Here is a 16967-nt window from a genome sequence, read left to right as displayed (position 1 = left end):
AAGGGCATCAGACTTACGAAATTACAGTATGACTATTAGGGGTGAGTCAACAGCTGGCCGGTAACGGATTGGCCGACGAACGGTCGGTCGGTCGCCCCCGACAGCAGCTCACGGGTCAGTTCCACGCCTGGCCCGTCCAGGGCGGTCAGCCGATCGGACGAGATCCGGGCGCCACTGACCGCCGCCACCACCGCCGCCCATTCGCGTCGGCGTGGGATCTCCGGACGCACGATCAGACAATCGGCGTCGTTGACCCAGAACCGACCCTGGGTGAAGGCACGACCGATGCTGGTCGCCGCGGCCGGGGCCAGCCCCGGACGGGACATGTCCCCACCGGCCGGCTCCCAGTCCAGCGCCACGTCGGGGCCGACCCGCATCGAGTCCACCAGACCCACCGAGGGGAACATCGGAGCCCCACAGCCCTGGAGGTACGTCTCCGGCCCGATCGCGTCGCGGATCAGCCGCAGCCCGTCCCGGTACGCCTGCAGTCCGTCGACGTCCGCACGGTGTCGCCGCCCGTCGAGCGCCCCGGCGAACATGAAGTCCACCATGAGGTACGAGGCGCCGTGGGCGACCCAGGTCTCCAGTACGGTCCGCAGGTACGCCGCGGCGGCCGGATGGGTGACATCCAGCGGAAAGCAGTCCTGACCCCAGTTGTGCAGGGCGACCAACGGACTGCCGTCGGGCGCCCGGACCACCCAGTCCGGATGATCATGGAACAACCTGCTCTCCGCGCCCACCAGCAGCGGTGCGATCCACAGACCGGCTCGCCGGCCGGTGTCCCGGATCCGTCCCACGAACCCCGGCAGCGAGTCGAATCCGTCGGAGAGCTCGAGCCAGTCCCCGATACCGGCCTGGAAGGCGTCGTCCACCCGGACCACCTCGATGGGCAACGCCAGGTCGTCCATCGCCCGCAGGTTCTCCACCAGGTCCGCATGGGTGAACTCGGTGAAGTAGTGGTACCAGCTCGCCCAGGCGGGCGGACAGGGCCGGATCTGCCCTACCCCGGCCCGCACGGCGTACCGGTCGGCGAAGCGGGACAACGCCCCGTACAGCCCACCGGGCCCGGGGTCCACCGTCACCTCCACCGGGCCGTCGGCGCTGACCAGCAGCCGGTCCCCGGTGGCCTCGGCACGGATGGTCGGCACGGCTCCGCCGTGGTCGGGCAGAGCCACGAGATGCACCGGAGCGTCCGGGTCCGCCTGCACGGCGAGCAGACCCTCGCCCTGGAAACCCGCCGGCGGTGCGGGCCGACCCGGCCGGTAGCCGCTGGTCTGCCGCCACGCCTGCGGCGGACGGGGCGAGCGGGCCGACGCCGGATACACCCCGGTGGGGCTCCACGACTGCCAGCCGAACTCGTAGACCCGGGCCCGACGCAGATCGGCGGGCACCTCGGTCACCACCGCGAACCGGTTCACCGGTCCGCCCCGTACCGCAGCGCGCGCGACAGGACGGTCAGTGTGGCCGAGGTGGTGGAGACGTGCGGCGAGAGCCGGACGGCGTCACCGCGCACCGCGACAGTGAGTCCGGCGGCCGTCAACCGCGCCTGCGTCACCTCGGGCGTCTCGCCCGGCATCCGGAACGCCACGATCGGACCTCGCTCGACGCGCGGCCACGAGGCGCCGCGGACCTCGGCGCCGGCCGCGAGCAGAAGGGTACGGACCTCGTCGACCACCGCCGTGAGCCGGCTGGTCAGCGCCGACAGCCCGGCCCGGGACGCCAACGCCAGAGCGGCGCCCAACCCGGCCACCGCCTCGGGATCGGTGTTGCTCATGAGCAGACGGCCCGTCTCGTCGGTCGTCTCGGCGGGCCAGTGCTCGCCGTACGGGTCGATCAGCCCCGGCCAACCGCCCAGGACTGCCGACACCCGGTCGGCCGCCTCGGGTCGGACGGCCAGCACCGCCGCCCCCCAGCCGGCGCGGAGCCACTTCTGGCCGCCGGACACCACGACGTCCGCCACGGCGAGGTCCAGTTCGTCGACGCCGTACCCCTGGATCGCGTCGACCACCAGCAGCCGCTCGGGGCCCAGGAGCGCCCGCAGCGCGGCCAGGTCACGGCGGTGCCCGGTGGCGTAGTCGACGGCACTGACGGTGAGCCCCACGACCCCGCCGTCGAGCCGCTCCCGGACCGCCGCCGGGACCAGCCGGCCGTCGCCCGACCGAGGAACCCGCCGCACCCGGGGACCGCCCCGGTCGGCGGCCCGCAGCCACGGCACCACGTTGGCCGGGAACTCCCCCTCGGGCACGAGCATGGTGCCGTTTCCCGGCAGACCGAAGGCGACGGCGAAGAGCCCCGCCGTGGTGGACGGGACCAACGCGACCGCTGACGCCGGCACGCCACACAGTGCGCCCGCCCGGTGACGGGTCTCGACCGCGGTGGCGTCGAGGCGCTCCAGCCAGCCGGGCACGGCCCGGGCGGCGTCCGTCAACGCTCGCGCGCGTGCCGCCCGGACGGCGACCAGCGGCGGCCCGATCCGGGCGAAGTCCAGGTAGCCGGTCGGCTCGTCGCACTCGGCGAGCCAGCCAGCCAGCGGGTCACCACCGGTGACGGCGGGCGTCGCGTGATCGCCGACGGTCACGCCGGGACCAGCGGGGTGGCCGTCGAGCGGACGAGCAGCTCCCGGGTGGTCCGCAGGCCCCAGTCGTCGAGGCCGCGCAGGCGGTCGCTGGCCGCCCGTACGCCGCTGTGGCGACGGATGTGCTCCGCCCACTCCTCCCGGCGCTCCACCTCCGGCCGGACGATGATGCAGTCGGGGTCGTTGTGCCAGAACCGGCCGTGCATGAACGCCCGGGACCGGCCGGACAGCAGCGCGCCGGCCTGGGACGGCTGGCTGATGTCCCCACTGGCCGGCGCGTAGTGGCTGTCCACGTCGCAGCTGACCCGCATGGCGTCCACCAGTCCGATGCTGGGCAGCAGCGGCGCGCCGCAGCCGAGCAGGGTGGCGTCCGCGCCGACCGCCTCGCGGATCATCCGCAGCGCCAGCCGGTAGTGCTCGAGCGCGCCGATCTCGGCGTGCCGTCGACCGCCCACCGCGCCCGCGAAGAGGAAATCCGCCTTGAAGTAGTCGAAGCCGTAGCCGCGCCAGGTCTCGAAGACCTCCGTCAGGTAGGCGGCGGCACCGGGATGCGTCACGTCGAGGGCGTAGAGATCCTGATCCCAGTTGTTGCCGCACCAGAGCGGTTCGCCGTCGGCACCCTGGACCAACCAGTCCCGGTGGTCGCGGTAGAGGTCGGAGCGAGCCCCCACCCACAGCGGGGCGATCCACACCCCGGCACGGCGACCGCTGGCGTGGATGCGGTCGACCAGACGGGGCAGGGAACTGAACCGGTCCGACAGGGCGAGCCAGTCGCCGATCTCCTTCTGGAAGGCATCGTCGACGGCGACCACGTCGACCGCCAGGTCGAGCTCGTCGATCGCGTCGATGTTCTCGTACATGTCAGCTTCGGTGAGCTTGGTGAAGTACTGGTACCAGGGGCACCAGACGGTCGGGTACTCCGGCTGGAAGGCAGCGCCGTGGCGGGCGGCGTAGGTCTGCGCCCAGCGAGCGAGGGCAGGCTCGATGCCGCCCACGCCGGCGTCCACGGTGTGCTCGACGGGACCGTCGGCGGTGACCCGCACGGCGGCGCCGTCCAGCTCGGCCCGGATCGACGGCATCGTGGTCAGGTCGCCGGCGGAGAAGATGTGCACCGGCCCGTCGGGGTGCGGCGCGACGGCGAGCAGGCCCTCCCCCTGCATGCCGCGCTCCGGGCCCGGCCGCCCAGGCCGGTAGGAGGTCATCTGCCACAGGGCTGTCTTGGCCCTGGGAGAGGTGTCTGACGCAGCGTAGAAACCGGATGGGCTGAAGGAGCTCCAGCCATTCTCGAACACCCGGGCGCTGCCGGGATCGACGGGAATTCGAGCAAGCTCGTCGAACGTTCCGAAGCCGTCGAGCACAGCGGTCACCACCTTCGTTGGGCCCACAGGACGGGCAGCTCGTGCCACAAGAACCGTACTGTATGACTATTGAGGTGGGATGGGCCGTTCGGGGGAGACGCCGATGACCAAACGGCCCCTCCGCGTTACGCGTCGACGCAGGTCAGCGCCATCCAGCTCGCCGCCCCGCCCGTGAGCAACCGCGAGCAGAACCCGAGCCCCGAAGGGCGCCACCGACAGCGGGTAGCCGACCCCTTGCGGCACGGGGTCGAGCACGCATGCCACCACGTCCACCGAGGTGAACGGCCACGCCCAACCGGCTCATCGCCGACCCGGCCGGCAGCCGCACCGTCGAACGGTCCAGCGTACTGGTAAACGACAATGTCCAATTACAATTAACTGTTGACGAATTGTTTCGTTGCCCGGCGGCGATGAAGCTTGGTAAATTTGGGGTCACAAACGTTGGAAGCGAGCAGGAACGGCGTATCTAGGCACTCGGCGGCGCACGCCCGCATTTGCAGGAACGCTCGTTTCGTGCTCACCAGATCGAGGAGTCCACCATGCCCCGCAACCGACTGCGCCGAGCGGGCCGGATTGGCATTGCCAGCCTGGCTGCCGGTGCCATGTCCCTCGCGATTGCCGCGCCCGCCTCCGCCTACTCGGTGCCGTCCAACAACTCCCGCCCCGGCTGGTACACGTTGGGCACCTACTTCGAGTCCGGGGTGTGCCTGAGCGAGATGCGTGACTTCGCGTCTCGCCCTCAGTACACCGCGTACTGGAACTACTCGACCTGCACCAATGCGTACGGCAACTTCTGGGCACTCATTTCCTACAAGTACCGGTAGCGCTCCCCGCGCTACCGGGGTTTCGGCATTGCTCAGGGCTCGACCGGGTCGGGGCCCTGAGCAATGCCGGGCTACGTGCCTCCTGCGATGATCAGGTCCGGTGGTGCGACAGCCCGCTTTCCGAGGAATTCGTGTTTCGGACTCCTCGTACGCGTCTTCGACTGGCGCCTCTGATATCTGGATCAGAGGGCCGTTTTTCGTCGTGCGTGCGGTGCTGAGCTGTCGTCGGGTGGACCGGTTTTCCCACATCGGTCTTCGACAAGCTCGCCCATATCTCCCTGGCAGCGCGGCGGTTGGCGATACGTCGGCCGGGTCCAGGGCCCCGCGCGACCGGGAGGCGGTCCCGCCGTACCGGCGACCGTAACCGCCGCTGGCATCCGCGGGGTGGCGACCCTGTTCGCGCGCACGGTCGCAATGACCGCTCGCAGCGCACTGCCGTACCGCTTGGCGACCGGTCAGGCTGCTACGTACGTTGCTCCCAGCCGCCGGCAGGTCGCTCCTGGTCCCACGGTCACGTGTCGGATGGCCTCCGATGTGTTGAAGCTCGTCACGGGGGCGACTGCTGGTCGGTCAGAAACCGTCGCACCGTGAGCCCGAGGGTGTTCTCGTGAGCGGCGTTCCAGACGAGCATCCGCGTGGCGGGGGTGAGATCCCGGATGGGGACGGCGGCGTGGCGCGCGTCCCCCGAGTCGGCCAACGGTGCGGGGGCGACGGCGAGGGCGACGCCCGCCCCGACCAACTCGTAATGCTCGTCAAGGTGCCGACTGCGACAACGCAGCAGCTCCGCGCCCGAGCGTGTCGTTCTGCGTCGTTGCCGGCCAAGCGTCCAATAGTGGGCCGCCCGGTCACCCACCTTCGCGTCGAACCCGAGCAGCGGCTGGTCCTTCAGCTGGGAGATCAGGCAGCTCGCCCCGGCGATGATGGAGTGACCGCTGGGCGCCAGGACCATGCGGGGAAAGCGCCCCCACGCCACGGCTCGCAGGCCACGCAGGGCGGAACGGCGGGTAGGTGACCACCCCACCGCCAATTCACACCGACCGTCGCGAACGGTCTCCAGCAGGTCGGCGTACGGATAGCGGCGGAACGCGACCCGGTCAGCCAGACCGGGCATGGTGAGGGCAGCACCCAGAGCCGTCAGCTCGTGCGAGATCCGGTCGTCCAGAATGGCGATCCCCAGGGTTCTCGGCATCCTGGTGAATCGGGTGGCGGCACGGCGGGCGCGGTGGAGCGCCCGGGCGCTGTGCTCGTGCATACGCTCGGCCTCGGACACCAGGATCTGCGCTGCGGGGGTCAAGGTGAGCTCGCCGGTGCCTCGGTGAACGAGTTCGATCCCCAGCCGGCTCTCAAGCAGGGACAGACGGCGACCGACGACTGTCCGGTGAACGTGCAGCGACGCGGCGGCGCGAGGCACCGACCGCTCTCGCTCCACGGTGCGGAGGGTCGTCAGCAGCACGGCGTCGATCTCCATAGCGCTCCCCCATCGACGTGCGGCACAGCCTGTCCGAACGGTCCCACCCATGACTGCCGGTGATGGGTCGCCGAGCCCGCAGATGGTGGCGTGCCGCCCCGCCGAGGGCGGGGCGGCACGCCAGTCACGGTGAGACGCCCTCAGAGCCGGCAGATGACCCAGTACTTGACGTAGACGAAGTTCGGCCCACTGGTGTTACGGGTGCCATCGGTGGACCAGTACAGCCGGCAGGTCATGCCCTCCCGCTCCTTGCGGACCTTCAGGTCGTACGCCGGCGGGTATGCCATGTTCGTCGCCCGCTGGGCGTCGCTCGCGGTGCAGATCGTCGGCATTGAGCAGACGGCCACGCCCTCGAAGGTCCCCTCGATCGTCTCGCCCGCGCCGAGGAACGGCGGCGTGTAGGCGGCCTGCGCCGGCGCGCCGGTTCCCACGGCCATAGCGCCGGTGACGCCGAGGGCCAGGAGGGCACCTACCAGCTTCTTCCTGAGTCGCATTCTTGGCTCCTGTCGTAGTTGTGATGGTCCGAACGTCAGGCGGTGGCGTAGCCGACGCTGCCGTTGGCGTACACGTAGGCCACGTACGTGGGAGTGCTCGACCCGCCACGGGAGAACACGGAGTTCAGTTGCACGTACTGCGTCGGCGAGAGGGTGAAGTTGAGGTTCGTCTGCACCTGGGTGCCGTACGCCTGACGTGGGCCGGAGTTGTAGACGACGGAGTTCGTAGCCGTGTCCACCACGTAGAGCGCCTGAATGATGTTGATGCCGTCACACACGTTGTTGTTCCACACCAGCGGCGCCTGCGACGTGCCGCTGATCGAGTCCCCGTAGACCGACAGCGACTGGTTCAGCGTGGGGCAACCCAGGAAGCTGGGCAGGTCGCGGGCCGCCGTACCCGACGCCGCCGACGCGCTGGTCGCGCCCACAAGCAACGCGGCGATGCTCGCCGCGAGCACCACGAACAGACGGCGAAGACGCATGATCGCTCCTTCTCGCAAGGGGGATTGGGCTGGCCGCCCGCCGCGCGGACCCGTCGGTTTGTTTTCGGGGCACGCGGCGGGAATCTGTATCCACCTCTTTGACGGTGGTCAGTCGGCCGATCGGATGAAAGCTATCACGGTCAATCTTTGTTCACAATCGACACTTTTGGAAAACAATGAAGGACCATTGGTGAGTGGAAGTGACCACACCGGATTTGATAGGACGGCAGAAGCCCGGCGATAGATGCAAGCCGCTTTCGATACACCTGGGGGAATGCCATGTCAACGGTGTGTGCCGATCTTGCATCTGCACTGAGGCAAGAACCCGCCGGTGGGCAGCATGGCAGAATGCGAACGGTCCGGAACGTCGACTCGGTGCGAGCGCGGAGGGTCGACGAGTTCATGCTGGACAGGGCAGCCCGATGGCATCGCTTCGCCTCTCAACGCTGCACCCGCGCCGGGGGCGACGCCGAAGGGCCCATCGGGCCGGTCGAGGTCCTGGTGCTTCATGTGCGGTCGACCACCCGGCACGACGCCGACACGACCCTGGATTCGACGTGCGATCTGATCCGCGCGTCGACCTCGGCCCGCTGCTTCGCCGACAGCCGCACGGCGCTGATCCTGGCGGCGCCCGGCCCGGACGTCCAGGGGTGCGTGAAAGCGCTCGCGCAGGCCCCAGCCCCTGTCACCGCGGCCGCCGTGTCATCACGAACCCCCGACGGGATTTGGCCGGCCGCGGCGCAGGCCGGCCTGCTGATCGCCCTGACAACCTCCCTACGAACGCAGCCCGCCGGCGTCCTGATCACCGCTCAGGACCATCTCGTGGATCTCGCCGTGCTGGCCGATACCGCGGCGTGCGCCCGCCTCGCCGAGGCCGCGGAGCGTCTGTCGGCCGGGCCGGACCTGCTGAGCACCCTGCGCGCCTACTTCGCCCACAATCTGAACGCCGCCGCCACGGCCGCCGCGTTGCATATCCATCGAAGCACTCTGGAGTACCGCCTCAAAAGGGTCAATGCGCTGACCGACGTCGATGTGAATACGGTGCAGGGAATCCAGTTCCTGGCTGGCATGTTGGTCGTCGAGTGCCTCGAACGGATGCCCGCCGGGCTACCTCCGTGATTCCGGAGATCGCGGATTTCCTCCGACTGTGGCAACTGTTTGACTTCTGGTGATCCGACGACGGCGGCACCGCGGACCGACCGCTCGATCGGACAACGACCGGTGCCGGACCCCGCGGCCCGCCGCGGCGAAAGCCAACGAGTCCGAGGTCTCCGGTCTGGGCCAATTCCCGAGATGAGGAGCGACCAATGTCCAGTCACATCGCTCAGGCATGGCGTGACCCGAACTATCTGAACTCGCTGAGCGAGGCCGACCGGCAGTCCGTCCCGCCGAACCCGGCGGGCGAGCTGGACCCGTCCCTCGACGACCTGTTCGTCGGCGGACGGGCCAACGTCATCCCGACCTCGCCCTGCACCATCGGTTGCCCGACCGGCGCGATCTGCACGCCGTTCTACTACAGCTACCTGGTGCGGACCTACTACCTCTGCCTGTACTGCTGATCAACCCAACTCGGTGGGGCCGACCCGGTCGTCGGGTCGGCCCCACCTCAGGCCACGACGGCCGTACCTCGCAGTGCCAACCCGGTGGGTAACCCGCCGGCCACGGCGGACCCATCGCCCCCGACAAGAGGTGTGACACCGTGACGGAGCAGGTAACCATTGACCCGACTCGCGACCCGGCGCCGCAGGGCGCGGCGGACCTGTCCTGGTGGCGAGCCGCCACGCTGGATGAGCGACGAGCACTGTGGAGTGACATCGCGGTGCCCGACACGAACGCCGAAGAGCGTGCAGCGGCCATCTACCGCGAGTGGCGAGCCCAGCGTCCCTTCACCGACGAAGGGATCTGGCAGCGCCGACTGGCTCTCGGTCACCTCGACGACGACCGCTTCCGCGCGCTGCTACGACCGCTCGCGGCCCCGCCACCGGTGGACGGGCCGCCCCGGTGGTTCGCCGAGTTCGGCAGGATCACCGAGCGTGCGTCCGCCGAGTCGGCCCTGCCCGGCCCCGATCTCAACAGCGACGACATCGACATTCGCGCGTACATGTTGAAACCCTTCACACCGTTCGTCGCCGACGCGACCGAACGGCTCGCGGGGATCCTGGACGACTTGACCATCACCGAGGCGATGGTCGACCGTGCGGCCCTGCTGCGCTCGCTGGCCAGCGAACTCTGCGCCGCCCTCGTCGCTGGCGCCCAGCGGGCACTGATCGTCGACATCAACATCGCCCGAGTGGAAGGCCACCTGGTTGCCGGCGACCCCCAGTCGCGCTACCGGGAGTTCCTTGACGGGCTCACCGGGCCCCGCCTCCAGGAGTTCTTTGACACGTACCCGGTCCTGGCCCGCCGGATGGCCGAACACGTCGACATCTGGCTTGCTGCCAACGCCACGTTCCTCCGCCACCTGGTCGAAGACTGGCCACGGGTGGTCGAGGCGTTCGACCTTGCGGCGCAGGACCGGATCGAGGCGGTGCTCCCCACCGGTGACTCGCATCGGGGAGGTCAACGCGTCTCGGTGCTCGTCCTCTCCTCAGGCGCCCGAGTGGTCTACAAACCCCGTCCGATGTCTGTCGATCAGCACCTGGCCGAGTTCCTCGATCGAATCAACCAGGCCGCAGTGGTGCCGCCGCTGCGGATCCCCCGCTCCGTCGATTGCGGTGACCACGGCTGGCAGGAGCATGTCGGCAACGACCCCTGCCGGGACGTGGCCGAGGTGGGCGACTTCTACGAACGTCACGGCGCGCTACTCGCCGTGTTGCACCTGCTCCAGGCTACTGACTTCCACTCCGAGAACCTGATCGCCTCTGGTGGCCACCCGGTCCTGGTCGACCTGGAGTCGGTCCTGCAGCCGGAGATCGTGCCGATCCCGGACGGGCCGATGCGTCAGACGTCTGAGCTGTTGGCGACCTCGGTGCTGCGGGTGGGCCTGCTACCGGTCCCGGTCTGGGCAACCGAGGACTCGCCGGGCATCGATCTGAGCGGACTTGCCGCGCGCGCCGGCCAACGGACTCCGATGAAGGTGCCGAGCGTCGCCGCCGCCGGTACCGACGCGATCCGGCTGGTGCTCGAACACGGCGAGGTGCCGATCGGCGAACACCTTCCTCAACTCGCCAGCCCCGACGCGGTCATCGACCCGCTCGATCACCTCGACCGGGTGGAGCGGGGATTCGTCGCGGTGTACCGCCACCTACTTCAACATCGGGACTCGCTGGTCGAGGAACTGGTCGACGTCTTCGACGCAGATGAGATCCGGGTCATCGCACGGGCCACCCAGACCTACGCCACCCTGCTCTTCGAGGCCACCCACCCGTGGCTGCTACGCGACGCCCTCGACCTGGAGCGGCACCTCGACTGGCTGTGGGCGGGAGACGAAGCGCTGGTGCCGTTGATTGCCAGCGAACAGCACGACCTGAGGCGGGGCGACATTCCGGTCTTCGTCGCCGACGTCTCGTCCCGCGACGTCGTCGACAGCACGGGAACGCTGATCCCGGCGGTGCTCGGCCGATCGGCTGGAGAGATGGTTCGAGCCCAGGTGGCCCGGATGGGCGAGTCGGATCTCGCGCGACAGCTGTGGTTCCTGCGGGCATCGGTTGCCGACCTGACCGCATCCCGGGCCGGTGCGACACGGACGACCCGGGAACGACCGACCCGCCAACCCGCCCGACGGGAGACGGATCCGCTCACCGCGGCCCGCGGTATCGGCGACCGGCTGTGCGACGACGCGGTCGCCGAACGCGACAACGGCGTGTCCTGGGTGACGCTGGAAGCTGGGCAGAGCCAGAACTGGGCGGCGTTGCCCGCGATGATCGACCTGTACGGTGGTCTACCCGGCATCGCCCTCTTCCTGGCCCGGCTCGGGCAGCTCACCGGCGTCGAGCGCTACCGTTCCACCGCCCAGGCCGCGACCCGATCACTGAGGGCCATGACCGCCGGGGCAACGGATGGCGAGAACGTGCGACTCGGCGCCTTCAGCGGACTGGGTGGCCTGATCTACACCTTCGCCCACCTCGCTGCCGTCTGGGACGATACGGAACTCGCCGACCTCGCCGCCGACCTGGTTGTCGGAGCGGGCCGACACATCCGGGCAGACGACCAACTGGACCTGCTCAGCGGCTCCGCCGGCTTCGTACTCTGCGGGCTCACGGCACACGAGCTCACCGGCCGCGACGACGTCCTGGAAACCGTGGAGCGGGCCGCCGCACACCTCATCGAGCGTTCCGTCCCCGCCGGCGACGGCATCGGCTGGTGCAACGCGCTCAGCCCTCGTACGCCGCTGTCAGGCATGTCGCACGGCAGCTCCGGCTTCGCGCTGGCTTTCGCCCGACTCGCCGCGCGCACCGGACGCAGCACCCACCGGGACGCCGCGCTGGCGGCCATCCGCCACGAGCGCAGCACCTGGGACCCGACGGCGGGCAACTGGCGAGACCTCCGGGACCCGGACATCGTGGCCCCGGGCCGGACCAGCGGCCTGGAGCCGCTCGGCCCGATGACGACCTGGTGTCACGGCGCTCCCGGTATCGGACTCGCGCGGCTGGCCTGCCTGGACGTGCTGGCCGCCGACGACCCGGCGCTGCCCGGGGAGGCAGCCCAGGCGCTGACCACCACCGTCGCGGATGGCTTCGGCATGACCTTCTCGGCCTGCCACGGGGATCTCGGTAACCTGGAGCTACTTCTGGAGGCCGAACGTGTGCTGGGACCGGCTGCGATGCCGACCCCCTTGTCAGCTCTCGCCGCGGAGGTCATCGAGGCGGGCACCACCCTGGACTGGCCGTCGGCGACCCCGAACGGCGTGAGCACGCCCGGGTTCATGATCGGCCTGTCCGGCACCGGCTACCAACTGCTCCGGCTGGCGGAACCGTCCCTGGTGCCCTCGGTGCTCACGTTGGCGCCACCGGCCCGGGCAGGTGCTCGGTGAGGCTGCGCAGCAGGCAGGTGCCGGCGCTCAACCAGGTCTCGGCGACGGACTGCGGGCCGACCTGCCTGACGATGGTGCTGCGCTACCACGGTCAGCGGCGCTCGCAGTCCGAGGTCCGCCGGCATTGCGACACGGGCCGGGACGGCATCAGCGCCCGCGACCTGCGCGCGGCGGCCAGGTTCTTCGGGCTCACCGCGCAGCACCGGCGCCGTCCGGCGGCGGAGCTGCGGGATGAGGCGATGCCGCTCATCGCCCACTGGCGGGACAACCACTTCGTCGTCGTCGAGCGGGTACGCCGCGGCAGCGTGTCCATCGTCGACCCGGCGGCGGGTCGACGACGGCTCACCGAATCGGAGTTCGCCGACAGCTATCAGGGGGCCTTCATCGAGCTTGCCCCCGATCCGACGGCGGCTGACCAGCCGGCGGTCCCCACCGCCACCCTGACCGGCTACGTCCGTGGTCTGCTCGGAGCGGCACCCCGGCTGCTGGCCCTGGTACTCGCCGCCACCCTGCTGCTCCAGGTGGCTGGACTCGTCCCGGCTGCCATGACCAAGCTGATCCTGGACGTGGTGCTACCCCACCACCTGTCCGGGGTGATGCCGATCCTGCTGGTCGGTCTCGTCACGATCGCGGTGACCCAGGGTGTGGTGCTCTGGCTACGTGGCACAGCGGTCACCGTCCTGCAGGCACGGATCGATGAAGGGCTGGTGGCCGCTTTCGTACGGCACATGCTCTCCCTGCCGTACGCGTTCTTCCAGCAGCGGCTCTCTGGTGACCTGCTGGCCCGGCTCAGCAGCAACCTCGCCATCCGGGAGATCGTCACCAACCGGCTGCTCTCCACGGTGCTCGATGGCGGCCTCGTCGTGGTCTACCTGATCGTCCTGCTCGCGATCTCACCGGTGTTCGCGCTGATCACAGTCGCGGCGACGCTGTTGAGGATCCTCTTCCTCGCCCGCACCTTCCGACCGCTGCGGGAGCTGTTGAGCCGGGAGCTGATGGCCCGGGGCGAGACGCAGGGTCAGGTCGCCCAGACGATCAACGGCATCGCCACGGTCAAGGCGCAGGGCGCGGAACAAAGCGTCTTCGACCACTGGCGGCTGCTCTTCGGACGGCAACTGCGGCTTTCGGTCCGTCACGGCAAGTTGCGGGCGGTCGTCGACGCCGGCGTGTCGTTCCTGTCGACGTTGACGTCCCTAGGCCTGTTGTGGCTGGCGGGGTGGCAGGTGCTCGCCGGCAGCATGACGGTCGGCACGGCGCTCGCCCTGGTCTCGGTCGCTGGTGCGTTCCTCGCGCCGGCCAGCTCACTGGTCGACAGCGTCGAGCAGCTGCAGTCCCTGCAGGCCGAGTTCGGCCGGGTGCAGGACGTCGTGGACGCTGCCCCCGAGCAGCGGCCGGAGGCGACCCGACGCACTGTCGGCGCCGGCACCACCATCGCCCTGCACGATGTGTCGTTCCGATACGGACCGGGATCACCACCGGCCGTCGACAGCGTCGATCTGGTCATCGAGCAGGGACAGAAGGTGGCCCTGGTGGGCCGCACCGGAGCGGGCAAGAGCACCTTGGGCAAACTTGTTCTTGGCCTCTATCCGCCCACCGACGGCCGGATCCTCTTCGACGGGCATCCACTGGACGAGTACGACCTGAGTGCGCTGCGTCGCCGGTTCGGGGTCGTGCTCCAGGAGTCGTTCATCTTCAGCGGGACCGTCCACAGCAACATCGCGTTCAACGACCCGGAGCTTCCGTCGGAGGCGATCCAGGAGGCGGCGCGGCTCGCCTGCCTGGAGGACGACATCGCCGGCATGCCGATGGGATACCGCACCTTCGTGGGGGAGGCCGGCAACGCGCTCTCCGGAGGGCAGCGGCAACGGCTCGCCCTGGCCCGTGCCCTGGCGGGGCGCCCCGCCGTGCTGCTGCTCGACGAGGCCACCAGCCACCTGGACGCGGAGACCGAGCGACGGGTGGACGCCAGCCTGGACGCGCTGCGCTGCACCAGGATCATCATCGCCCACCGCCTCAGCACGGTCCGCACCGCGGACCAGATACTCGTGCTCGACCAGGGCCGGGTGGTAGAACGTGGCAACCACACTGAACTGCTACGACAGGACGGCTACTACGCGCGCCTGATCATCGGGCAGCTAGTGCCGGAATCGGCGGTCGCCTGAGCGGTGCTTGTCCGGCGCCCTCGCTCGGGTGCGCTCCCGGCCCCCGCGGTGTCGGCCCGGTCTTGTCGCTGAAGAGAGCCGGACACTCACACAGGTGCCGGCAGCACACGAGACCGACGGACGTGGTCAGAGGACAGTCAGGCGGGACGCCATGCGCCACGGAGCGTAGTCAGGGGTTGCTGACGTCGCATGGTGGGGTCTCCGCAGGTTGCTGCGGGCAATAGATGGCCGTATAACGGCGAGCGTGGACCTTGATGATCTGGTGTCCCTGCAGACCATAGCCCGTGAGTTGTCGTTCACGCGGGCTGCCAGAGAGCTACATGTGTCCCAACCCGCGCTGTCCAAACGAATCCGCCGCCTGGAGCAGATGTTGGGGTTCGTTCTGTTTGACCGCTCGACCGCGGGGATGACCCTGACCCCGGCCGGCGCCCGGCTACTGGCCGCGTCGGCGCGCTTAATGTCGGCATGGTCGGAGACCCTGGAGCAGGCTCGGGCCTTGTCGCATCCGCTCGCCTCCCGGCCAGAGGTCAGGCTCGCCGCCTTTGAGCACTTCGACGGTCGACTCGCGGAGCATCTGACCGGCGCCCTGCCCTCCGCCGACATCACCCTGTCACAGGCCCATCCGGCTGAAGCGCTGACTCTCCTGGCGGAGGGGGCAGTGGACGCTGCGATCGTCTATGAACTGCCCGATGATCCGCTACCGACGGTGGCCGACGTGCACATGCGCACCGTCGTGATCGAGCCACAATGGATCGTCCTTGGCCGCTGCCACCCTCTCGCGGGCGACGCCCAGGTGGAGGTGCCAGCGGTCAGTTCCTGCGGCACGCCGTGGTTCGTCAGCCCGGCAGGTCACCCGGTCAGCAGGTGGGAACGGACCTTCCTTCGATCCCACGACCCGGCCGCCGAACTCCTCGACGCCACAGACTCGAGCCTAAGACGCATCGCTGCGGGCAAAGGCGCAGCGATGGCCAGCCCGCAGAACAAGCCCAATGAACTGCTTGTCCTGCTCCCGCTCACCCCGCTGGCGACGTGGAGACACCACCTGCTGTGGCGACCGGAGGCTGTGAAGTCCGCCGACGTGGCCGACGCCCTGTTCGTCGCTCTCCTGGGCTTCCACCAGCGGCAGGCCCAGAGACACCCGGGCTACTGGGAATGGATTGCTCGCCACCCAGGCCGCTTCCCCGGCGTCTATCCCGACACCGACGGCAACTGAGTTGAGGTAGACCCGCCGCCGGGATCGGCGGCCGACCTGACTTATAACCGATTGGCATGAGACGGGCCGTCCCATAAAGGAATCGAATGTCAGCTCACTTGACAGTAGTAGTAGCGGCAGCAACAATGGGGCCATTGACGACGGAAAAAGACGAGCCGACGCACCGACCCAACAAAAAACCCACGCCTGGGACCGCTAAGCGACAAAACCGACGCGACACATTGACTCAACTCGGCGCCCGGCGCCCTGGCGGCGGCCACACGGCCGCATCGAATCGCGCAGTCCTGCTGATTCCTGACAACGATTTCACAGTAGGGCCGGGCCATCGACGCGACAATCCTGGCCGCGTCGAAACCGTGCGTGTTTGGAGGCGCGTGTGCGCTGGAGTGAGCTGGAAACCCTCAACGCGATTGCGGAGACTGGCAGCTTCACGGGGGCCGCCCACAGGCTCGGAGTCTCCCGCCCACTGGTCAGCAAAAGGGTGCAGCAGCTAGAGGAACAACTCGGACTGCCACTGGTGCAGCGTACGACAAGGAGCACCAGACTCACCCCGCAGGGAGAAATTCTCACCTCCGCCTTCACGCAAATGGCCGCTACCTGGCGGGATGCCTACCGCGCCGCGACCCGATTGACGCAGTCGTCGCCGAGGTCGCAACGCTACGTCGTCGCCACGTACAACCTACTCATCCCGCCCCTGATCCGACACCTTGCCACCTGTCTACCGACGGCCGAATGGACTACTGAGCCCTTCGTCGAAGGAGAGAGCGAGGCAAAACTCCACACCGGAGAGGTGGACCTCGTTCTTGGTTACCGGGCCACCCCGGTGGGCCCTCCGGGGTACGAGAAGTTGGACTGCGGAGCGATCCTCCAGCAGGTGCTGGCGGAGCCGGTTTGGTTGGCCGTCGCGGCACATCATCCACTGGCAGGAGGCAAGAATCCCGTGGACTGGGCGCAGGTGCGTGACGAGCCATGGCTGGTCCGAACGCAAGGAGCCCTGCGCGTTCTGTTCGACAGCGCCGTGGAAGCAGCCGGCTTCACCCCGAAAATTGTCCTTGAGACCGACCTGAACGAGGAGATCAAAACAGCGGTCGCACACGGCACAGGGATTGCGCTCGGATCGCCACCCGGGAGGCACATGGAGGCAATCCGGATGCGGCCGCTGGCCAGTCCACCGACAAGAACAATTTACGTCATCTGCGGGTCTCGCCTCGCAAAACAGACGGATCCCGCCCACGTCCTCGAAGCGGTCAAGTCATGGTATCGGACCTTTATCGACGGCAGCGCGCAATATCGCGACTACGCGGACCGGAATCCCCGCTACTTTCTTCCACTCATGCCGGCGCAGCGCAGTTGAAGCCGCCGTCAACGAAGGCACATCAACGAGCCGCAGTATCAGAAATTTGTAGACGCGGCGAACGA

Annotated in this window: 13 protein-coding genes; 7 read left to right on the top strand and 6 right to left on the bottom strand. The window is 68.9% G+C overall.

From position 1 onward, the window contains the following. Nucleotides 1-35 precede the first annotated feature (35 nt). The 3 genes from TPA0908_RS19455 to TPA0908_RS19445 are packed head-to-tail and all read right to left on the bottom strand — an operon-like array spanning nucleotide 36 to nucleotide 3735. The gene (locus TPA0908_RS19455; RefSeq protein ID WP_281939920.1) at nucleotides 36-1418 is read right to left on the bottom strand and encodes a glycoside hydrolase family 36 protein; all 1383 of its coding nucleotides are present in this window, start codon (nucleotides 1416-1418) and stop codon (nucleotides 36-38) included. After that, on the bottom strand, nucleotides 1415-2578 hold the full coding sequence (locus TPA0908_RS19450) for an aminotransferase class V-fold PLP-dependent enzyme (RefSeq protein WP_281939918.1): 1164 nt from the start codon (nucleotides 2576-2578) through the stop codon (nucleotides 1415-1417). Before TPA0908_RS19450 ends, TPA0908_RS19455 begins: the two co-directional genes overlap by 4 nt. Further along, the gene (locus TPA0908_RS19445; RefSeq protein ID WP_281939916.1) at nucleotides 2575-3735 is read right to left on the bottom strand and encodes a glycoside hydrolase family 36 protein; all 1161 of its coding nucleotides are present in this window, start codon (nucleotides 3733-3735) and stop codon (nucleotides 2575-2577) included. The genes TPA0908_RS19450 and TPA0908_RS19445 overlap by 4 nt, the downstream gene beginning before the upstream one ends. A gap of 800 nt (nucleotides 3736-4535) precedes the next feature. Here TPA0908_RS19445 and TPA0908_RS19440 point away from each other — a divergent pair. Then, nucleotides 4536-4757, top strand: coding sequence for a hypothetical protein (locus TPA0908_RS19440; RefSeq protein WP_281939914.1), 222 nt, complete (start codon nucleotides 4536-4538; stop codon nucleotides 4755-4757). Nucleotides 4758-5304: 547 nt separating this feature from the next. Here TPA0908_RS19440 and TPA0908_RS19435 read toward each other — a convergent pair. The 3 genes from TPA0908_RS19435 to TPA0908_RS19425 form a co-directional block, all read right to left on the bottom strand. Beyond that, nucleotides 5305-6225, bottom strand: a complete 921-nt coding sequence (locus TPA0908_RS19435) for a LysR family transcriptional regulator (protein WP_281939912.1) — start codon at nucleotides 6223-6225, stop codon at nucleotides 5305-5307. Nucleotides 6226-6365: 140 nt separating this feature from the next. Then, nucleotides 6366-6719 carry a hypothetical protein gene (locus TPA0908_RS19430; RefSeq protein ID WP_281939911.1) on the bottom strand — a complete coding sequence of 118 codons (354 nt, stop codon included), beginning with the start codon at nucleotides 6717-6719 and terminating at the stop codon, nucleotides 6366-6368. A gap of 35 nt (nucleotides 6720-6754) precedes the next feature. Continuing rightward, on the bottom strand, nucleotides 6755-7201 hold the full coding sequence (locus TPA0908_RS19425; RefSeq protein ID WP_281939909.1) for a hypothetical protein: 447 nt from the start codon (nucleotides 7199-7201) through the stop codon (nucleotides 6755-6757). Nucleotides 7202-7549: 348 nt separating this feature from the next. Between TPA0908_RS19425 and TPA0908_RS19420 the strand changes: the two genes are divergently transcribed. From TPA0908_RS19420 to TPA0908_RS19395, 6 genes are all read left to right on the top strand, one after another. Then, nucleotides 7550-8320, top strand: coding sequence for a helix-turn-helix domain-containing protein (locus TPA0908_RS19420; protein ID WP_281939908.1), 771 nt, complete (start codon nucleotides 7550-7552; stop codon nucleotides 8318-8320). A 188-nt stretch (nucleotides 8321-8508) separates the two neighbouring features. Beyond that, on the top strand, nucleotides 8509-8760 hold the full coding sequence (locus TPA0908_RS19415; protein ID WP_281939907.1) for a mersacidin/lichenicidin family type 2 lantibiotic: 252 nt from the start codon (nucleotides 8509-8511) through the stop codon (nucleotides 8758-8760). 140 nt (nucleotides 8761-8900) lie between these two features. Further along, nucleotides 8901-12173: a type 2 lanthipeptide synthetase LanM family protein gene (locus TPA0908_RS19410; RefSeq protein ID WP_281939905.1), complete on the top strand. Its 3273-nt coding sequence runs from the start codon at nucleotides 8901-8903 to the stop codon at nucleotides 12171-12173. After that, the gene (locus TPA0908_RS19405; protein ID WP_281939903.1) at nucleotides 12170-14335 is read left to right on the top strand and encodes a peptidase domain-containing ABC transporter; all 2166 of its coding nucleotides are present in this window, start codon (nucleotides 12170-12172) and stop codon (nucleotides 14333-14335) included. The genes TPA0908_RS19410 and TPA0908_RS19405 overlap by 4 nt, the downstream gene beginning before the upstream one ends. Nucleotides 14336-14579: 244 nt before the next feature. Next, a complete protein-coding gene (locus TPA0908_RS19400) occupies nucleotides 14580-15548 on the top strand; it encodes a LysR family transcriptional regulator (protein WP_281939901.1) in 969 nt (322 codons plus the stop codon). Between the two features lie 364 nt (nucleotides 15549-15912). Beyond that, on the top strand, nucleotides 15913-16902 hold the full coding sequence (locus tag TPA0908_RS19395; protein ID WP_281939899.1) for a LysR family transcriptional regulator: 990 nt from the start codon (nucleotides 15913-15915) through the stop codon (nucleotides 16900-16902). Nucleotides 16903-16967: the final 65 nt, after the last annotated feature.

Origin of the sequence: Micromonospora sp. AKA38 (assembly GCF_027925725.1) — a bacterium.
Taxonomy (GTDB): Bacteria; Actinomycetota; Actinomycetes; order Mycobacteriales; family Micromonosporaceae; genus Micromonospora.
Note: the sequence above shows the minus strand (reverse complement) of the source record. Positions and strands in the feature narration are given on the sequence as shown.

What these genes read in the sequence shown, in the direction of transcription:
- TPA0908_RS19425 (WP_281939909.1), bottom strand. Translation starts at nt 7,201, where the DNA reads ATGCGTCTTCGCCGTCTGTTCGTGGTGCTCGCGGCGAGCATCGCCGCG.
- TPA0908_RS19435 (WP_281939912.1), bottom strand. Translation starts at nt 6,225, where the DNA reads ATGGAGATCGACGCCGTGCTGCTGACGACCCTCCGCACCGTGGAGCGA.
- TPA0908_RS19420 (WP_281939908.1), top strand. Translation starts at nt 7,550, where the DNA reads ATGCGAACGGTCCGGAACGTCGACTCGGTGCGAGCGCGGAGGGTCGAC.
- TPA0908_RS19440 (WP_281939914.1), top strand. Translation starts at nt 4,536, where the DNA reads ATGTCCCTCGCGATTGCCGCGCCCGCCTCCGCCTACTCGGTGCCGTCC.
- TPA0908_RS19430 (WP_281939911.1), bottom strand. Translation starts at nt 6,719, where the DNA reads ATGCGACTCAGGAAGAAGCTGGTAGGTGCCCTCCTGGCCCTCGGCGTC.
- TPA0908_RS19415 (WP_281939907.1), top strand. Translation starts at nt 8,509, where the DNA reads ATGTCCAGTCACATCGCTCAGGCATGGCGTGACCCGAACTATCTGAAC.
- TPA0908_RS19445 (WP_281939916.1), bottom strand. Translation starts at nt 3,735, where the DNA reads ATGCAGGGGGAGGGCCTGCTCGCCGTCGCGCCGCACCCCGACGGGCCG.